Below are 6,091 nucleotides of genomic sequence, written 5' to 3'. Positions count from 1 at the left end.
GGGGCGACAAGCAGCCGCTTCGGCGCGTCGGGGCCTTGCCCGCCCACGCCTTCGGCAGTCTGCGCCGCCTTGATGCCGGATTCCGCGATCATGCGGAAAGCCTTGCCACAGAGAGATTATGGAAGGCTGCGGCGGATCGTTCGAATTTTAACAGTCGCGCCGTTTTTGCCCTGTCAGCGGCTCACATATCGACCACGACGCGGCCCCTGATCCTGCCGTCGACGATGTCGCGCGCGGCGTCGATTATGCCGTCAAAACCGATGGTCCTGGACAGCGTCGCGAGTTTCCTGTGGTCGAGATCGGTGCCGATGCGGCGCCACGCCTCGAGACGCACCGCCTTCGGCGCCATCACCGAATCGATGCCGAGCAGCGAGACGCCGCGCAGGATGAAGGGAGCGACGCTCGCCGGCAGGTCCATGCCGCCGGCAAGCCCGCAGGCGGCCACCGCTCCGCCATAGGCGGTCATCGACAGGACATTGGCCAGCGTGTGGCTGCCGACCGCATCGATGCCGCCGGCCCAGCGCTCCTTGGCGAGCGGCTTTGCCGGCTGCGTGAGCTCGTCGCGCGAGATCACCTCGGCGGCGCCGAGGTCGATCAGATAGGGGCTTTCGGCATTGCGGCCGGTCGAAGCGATGACATGGTAGCCGAGGCTGGAGAGGATCGAGACCGCGACCGAGCCGACGCCGCCGGCCGCACCGGTCACCACGACCGGGCCGCGATCCGGCACGATGCCATGCCGCTCGAGCGCCATGACGCTGAGCATGGCGGTGTAGCCGGCGGTGCCGACCGCCATCGCATCATGCGGGCTCATGCCCTCCGGCAGCGGCACCAGCCAGTCGCCGTTGACACGAGCGCGGCCGGCAAAGGCGCCGAAATGCGTCTCGCCGACGCCCCAGCCGTTGAGGATGACCTTGTCACCCTTGCGCCAGTCGGCATGCGAGGAGGAGATGACGGTGCCGGCGAAATCGATGCCCGGCACCAGCGGCCAGCGGCGGATGACCGGCGCCTTGCCGGTGATGGCCAGCCCATCCTTGTAGTTCACGGTCGTCGCCTCGACCGCGACGGTGACGTCGCCCTCCATCAGGTCGGCTTCGGTGAGGTCGGTGACGGCGACCGACTGCTTCTTGTCGGCGTCGCGCGAAACGAGGATGGCTTTGAAGGTATCGGACACGTTCTTCTCCCGGCTGTGCGGTGCTCGGACTGTGCGGCGACGGCCGCGCGAGGTCAATCTTGCGAGGTCTTGGGCTGGCGCCGCCAGCCGATCAATTCATCGAAGAGGACCAGCGCGGCGCCGACCGAGATGAAGGCATCGGCCAGGTTGAAGACGGCGAAGGACCAGACCGGCGTGTGGAACAAAATGTAGTCGATGACATGGCCGTAGGCGACGCGGTCGATGACATTGCCCACCGCGCCGCCGATGATCAGCGCGAAGCCGGTCCGGGCAACCGCGTGGCCCGCCGGCGTGCGGGTTGCGAGGTAGAGCACGAAGGCGACGACGAGGACGGCAATCACCACCAGGCCGGTATCGCCGAAGGACTGGAACATCGAGAAGGCGATGCCGGTGTTGTAAGTGCGGAACAGCGCCAGGAAGGGCAGGAGATCGACCTTCTCCTGGAAGGTGAGGCCGCTTTTCACCAGGTGCTTGATCCACTGGTCGAGCGCGATGGCGACGACAACCAGCAGGGCGTAGGGGGACCACGACTTCACGGTTTGATGCCCTCTTGTTTGACCATGACCCTGTCCGAATACCGGACGCCATTTTTTGGCATCATGGTCTAGTCCGGGCCCAGCTTCAGCGCGGCGCGCCGGATCTCGAACAGCATGATGCCGGTGGCGACCGCCAGATTGAGTGAATCGGCGCGGCCGGCCTGCGGAATCCTGAGCAGACGGTCGCAGCTCTCGGCCAGGCTGTCGGGCAGGCCCTGCTGCTCGTTGCCCATCAAGAGCAGCACCGGCCCCCTGGTAAAATCGACCGAACGGTAATCGACCGCGCCCTTCAGATGGGTGCCGGCGACAAGGCCCGGAAAGCCCTTGCGCCAGGCCAGAAAAGCCTCCGGCGTCGCCCTAGCGACCGGCACCGCGAAGATCGAGCCCATGGTGGCGCGCACGGTCTCGACGGAAAAGGGATCGGTGGTCTCGCCGACCAGGATGACGCCCTTGGCGCCGACGGCATCGACGGTGCGGATGACGGTGCCGAGATTGCCGGGATCGCGCACCCGGTCGAGCGCCACCCAGACGTCGCCATCCGTGGCGCGAATGTCCCTCAGTGGCAGCACCTTCTGGGCAAAGACGCCGACCACCATTTGCGGGTTGTCGCGGCGGGTGATCGCCGCCAGCACCTTTTCCGAGACTTCGAGCACGGTGCCGCCGGCGGCGACGGTGCGCGCCGCGACCTTCTCCACCGCCGCATTGCCGCGTCCGGCCTTGGCGAAGACCAGCGTTCGGATATGCCAGCCGAGATCGAGCGCGTCGATGACCAGCTTCAGGCCTTCGGCCATGAAGGCGTTCTGCTGGTCGCGGAACTTCTTCAGCGCCAGCGCCTTGATGTCCTTGACCAGCGGATTGGCGAGGCTGGTGACCTCCTTCACCTGGCCGACGGCGCGGGAGCTCTCATAAGCGTTCATTCAGGCCACCCAGCGCGAGAACAGCGAGGTCGACAGCGCGCGGCCGGCGGATTTCTCGCGGATGATCAGCTCGCCCGATTCGACCGTGCCGCCCATGCCGGCGAAGGTGTCGCGCATCAGGGCATGGATGGCGAAGAATGAAGCGCGGATCGAATAGGCGGTCAGCACAACGGCGAGCGGCTTCGGCGTCAGGATTGAGCGGCAGAGGTCGGTCAATCCGGGCAGGTCGTCGAACAATTGCCAGACCTCGCCCTTCGGGCCGCGGCCATAGGCGGGCGGGTCGAACAGCACGATATCGTAGCGGCTGCCGCGGCGCTCCTCGCGCTCGGCGAACTTCACGGCGTCCTCGACGATCCAGCGGATCGGCTTGCTGGCGAGCCCGGCCATCTCCTGGTTTTCCCGGGCCCAGCCAATGGCCTTCTTGGACGCATCGACATGGGGGACCTCGGCGCCGGCGCGGGCTGCCAGCAGCGATGCGAGCCCGGTATAGCCGAAGAGATTCAGTACCTTGACCGGCCGTCTGGCGGCCATGATCAGCCCGGCCATGTGATCCCAGTGGGAGGCCTGTTCGGGAAAGACGCCGACATGGCGAAACGAGGTGAAGCGGCCAAGATAGTCGATGCCGTCATGCTTCATCGGCCAGGTTTCGCCGAGCGGCGTTTTCGGGAAGCGCCAGCGGCCGATGCCCTCTTCGTCGGTGTCGCCGGTGAAGATGGCGTCGGCGCGCTCCCAGTCCCTGGCCGGCAGCGCCCGCTGCCAGATCGCCTGGCCCTCCGGCCGCACGATGCGATAGGGGCCGTACTGCTCGAGTTTTTGGCCAGCGCCGCTATCCAGCAGAGCGTAGTCGGCATTGGGCGCCACTTCGAGGATCAGTGGCAGCCGCTCGGCCGGCAGCGCGCCCTCGCGGCGCGCAAGGACGCGCGGCGCGGATTTGGGTTCGGGGCGGCCCTGTGGCTCCTGCCTCGTTGCCGCGCCGGCCTCGCGGGGATGCGATTGGGCGGCATTGGCTTTGGCGGGCTGGCGCGGACGGTTGTCGCGGTTTCGATCGCGAAAGGATTTCAAGAACACTCTCCGGAACGGCAGGCCGCTTTTGACATAGGGCCATCGGCGGCGCAACAAAATGGTCCGACGTCCGTGATGGACCTTAGCGGGGGAAACGGGCAAATCTGGGCCATGTCCCGCTCCGAACGCCTGCTCGACCTGATCCAGATCCTGCGCCGCCACCGCCGGCCGGTGAGCGGGCGCACGCTCGCCGGCGAAATGAGCGTCTCGATCCGCACGCTCTACCGCGACATCGCAACGCTGCAGGGGCAGGGCGCGCCGATCGAGGGCGAGGCGGGGCTGGGCTATGTGCTGAAGCCTGGCTTCATGCTGCCGCCGCTGATGTTCACCGACGAGGAGATCGAGGCCGTCGTGCTCGGGTCGCGGTGGGTCGCCAAGCAGCCGGACAAGCGGCTTTCGGCCGCCGCCACCGATGCGCTGGCCAAGATCGCGGCGGTGCTGCCGGATGACCTGCGCGAGGATCTCGACGCCACCGCGCTGCTCGTCGGGCCGGGCGCCGAGGCCACCGAAGGCATCGACCTTGGCCTGGTGCGCCTGGCCATCCGCAACGAACGCAAGCTCGGGTTCCTCTATCGGGATGGCGCAGGCGCCCAGTCCCAGCGCATGGTCTGGCCCTTCGCGATCGGCTTCTTCGACAAGGTGCGGGTGTTGGTCGCCTGGTGCGAGACGCGCCAGGATTTTCGCCATTTCCGCGCCGATCGCATGTCCGGCCTCAACGCCAGCGATGTGCGCTATCCGCGCCGGCGCCAGTCGCTGCTCAAGGAGTGGCGGGCAACACTCGACACGCCGCAAGCGGGTCGGGATGCGTCGAAAGGCACCGGCCGCTGATGGCTGCTGCCAGAATCTGACAGTGGTAGTGCGTAAGGTCCTCCAAGCGAAGACACGTTGGAGAACAGCAATGAACACCCCCAATTTCGTCATCCTCTATGTCGACAGCCCGGAGCGGAGCGGCGCCTTCTACGCCGCGCTGCTCGGGCGGCAGCCGGTCGAGGCATCGCCGACCTTCGTGCTGTTCGTGCTCGACGGCGGCTTCAAGCTCGGCCTGTGGTCGCGCCATACGGTGGAGCCGGCGGCGGCGGCCGCGGGCGGCGGCGCCGAGATCGTCTTCGCGCAGGACACGCCGGCGGCGGTCGACGCCGCCCACCGGGACTGGGCGGGTCGCGGCCTGAACATCCTGCAGGCACCGACCGACATGGATTTCGGCCGCACCTTCGTCGCGCTCGACCCCGACAATCACCGGCTGCGCGTCTATTGGCTGAACGACGGGGACCAGGCATGAGCGCGCATTGGATCGCCGTCGCCTCGGCCGCGCATGTCCGGCTCGGCCGCGCGGGCGGCTTCATGCAGGTCAACCACGGCAGACTGGCGCCGTTGCGCCGCATCAGACCCGGCGACGGCATCGCCTACTATTCGCCGAACACGGTCCTCGGCGAAAAGGATGGCCTGCAGTCGTTCACGGCAATCGGCACCGTGCGTGAGGGCGAGCCATATCAGGGCGAGATGGGCGGCGGCTTCACGCCGTTCCGGCGCGATGTCGCCTGGGCGAAGACAAGGGAAGCGCCGATCAAGCCGTTGCTCGGCAGGCTGGACTTCACGGCGGGCAAGACGAACTGGGGCTATCAGCTGCGCTTGGGCCTGTTCGAAATCGACGAACACGATTTTCGGCTGATTGCCGAGGCCATGGGTGCCAAGGCCACCGAGGCAGCCTGAGGTCCGCGCGGCAGGCTGCTGACACCAGGCTGTCAGCAGCCTCGTGCAACAAGCGCATCATCACCTGATCCGCCGCGCTTGCCCCAAGGAGAACATTATGGACTTCGTCTCGATCCGCATCATCACCGACCAGATCAAGCCTCTGGTGGCATTTTACGAGGCGATCACCGGCTTGACGGCGACCTGGTTCACTCCGGATTTCGCCGAACTGGCGACCGCCTCCTGCACGCTGGCGATCGGCAGCACGCGCACCCTGGCGCTGTTCGGAGCGGATGTGGCGGAGCCGGCCGCCAATCGTTCGGCGATCATCGAATTTCGCGTTGCCGATGTCGACGCGCAGTATCGCAGGCTGGTGGAGACCATCGGCGACTTCGTGCAGACACCGACGACGATGCCATGGGGAAACCGATCGCTGCTGCTGCGCGATCCCGACGGCAATCTGGTGAATTTGTTCACTCCGGTCAGCGCCGAAGCGATCAGGAAGTTCGATCGCAGGGCTGTGGCGCCGGCAGACGCTATCGCTTGAGCGCCTTGTAGACGGCTATGCCGGCGGCAAGGTCCTCGAGCGCGGCGCCGACCGACTTGAACAGGGTGATCTCGCCGTCGCTTTGCCGCCCGGCCTTCTCGCCGCGCGCCAGCTCATGCAGGTCGGCAATGATGGCATCCGGCTTCAGCACGCCGGAGGCGAGCGGCTG

At 66.9% G+C, this 6,091-nt stretch carries 8 protein-coding genes and 1 pseudogene; 4 read left to right on the top strand and 5 right to left on the bottom strand.

Annotation, left to right across the window (positions count from 1 at the left end):
* Positions 1-181: 181 nt before the first annotated feature.
* From EN780_RS25635 to EN780_RS25620, 4 genes are all read right to left on the bottom strand, one after another.
* Positions 182-1,171 carry an MDR family oxidoreductase gene (locus EN780_RS25635; protein WP_128275682.1) on the bottom strand — a complete coding sequence of 330 codons (990 nt, stop codon included), beginning with the start codon at positions 1,169-1,171 and terminating at the stop codon, positions 182-184.
* Between the two features lie 53 nt (positions 1,172-1,224).
* On the bottom strand, positions 1,225-1,707 hold the full coding sequence (gene lspA / locus EN780_RS25630; RefSeq protein WP_127282401.1) for a signal peptidase II: 483 nt from the start codon (positions 1,705-1,707) through the stop codon (positions 1,225-1,227).
* 68 nt (positions 1,708-1,775) lie between these two features.
* Entirely contained in the window at positions 1,776-2,624 is an 849-nt protein-coding gene (locus EN780_RS25625; RefSeq protein ID WP_128275681.1) for an RNA methyltransferase, read from the bottom strand.
* Positions 2,625-3,686: a class I SAM-dependent rRNA methyltransferase gene (locus EN780_RS25620; protein ID WP_128275680.1), complete on the bottom strand. Its 1,062-nt coding sequence runs from the start codon at positions 3,684-3,686 to the stop codon at positions 2,625-2,627.
* Positions 3,687-3,797: 111 nt separating this feature from the next.
* Between EN780_RS25620 and EN780_RS25615 the strand changes: the two genes are divergently transcribed.
* From EN780_RS25615 to EN780_RS25600, 4 genes are all read left to right on the top strand, one after another.
* A complete protein-coding gene (locus EN780_RS25615; RefSeq protein ID WP_128275679.1) occupies positions 3,798-4,514 on the top strand; it encodes a YafY family protein in 717 nt (238 codons plus the stop codon).
* Between the two features lie 70 nt (positions 4,515-4,584).
* The gene (locus tag EN780_RS25610) at positions 4,585-4,965 is read left to right on the top strand and encodes a VOC family protein (protein ID WP_128275678.1); all 381 of its coding nucleotides are present in this window, start codon (positions 4,585-4,587) and stop codon (positions 4,963-4,965) included.
* Positions 4,962-5,396 carry an EVE domain-containing protein gene (locus EN780_RS25605; protein WP_128275677.1) on the top strand — a complete coding sequence of 145 codons (435 nt, stop codon included), beginning with the start codon at positions 4,962-4,964 and terminating at the stop codon, positions 5,394-5,396. Before EN780_RS25610 ends, EN780_RS25605 begins: the two co-directional genes overlap by 4 nt.
* Positions 5,397-5,493: 97 nt before the next feature.
* Complete coding sequence (locus tag EN780_RS25600; RefSeq protein WP_127282407.1) at positions 5,494-5,922, top strand: VOC family protein; 429 nt, start codon at positions 5,494-5,496, stop codon at positions 5,920-5,922.
* Here the strand turns inward: EN780_RS25600 and EN780_RS25595 are convergent.
* Positions 5,912-6,091 (bottom strand): annotated as a pseudogene (locus tag EN780_RS25595) (ornithine cyclodeaminase family protein); the annotation flags it as partial. The gene EN780_RS25600 and the pseudogene EN780_RS25595 overlap by 11 nt on opposite strands.

The organism is Mesorhizobium sp. M4B.F.Ca.ET.089.01.1.1 (genome assembly GCF_004022605.1).
GTDB lineage: Bacteria > Pseudomonadota > Alphaproteobacteria > Rhizobiales > Rhizobiaceae > Mesorhizobium > Mesorhizobium abyssinicae.
This window is presented reverse-complemented; position numbering and strand designations above follow the sequence as displayed.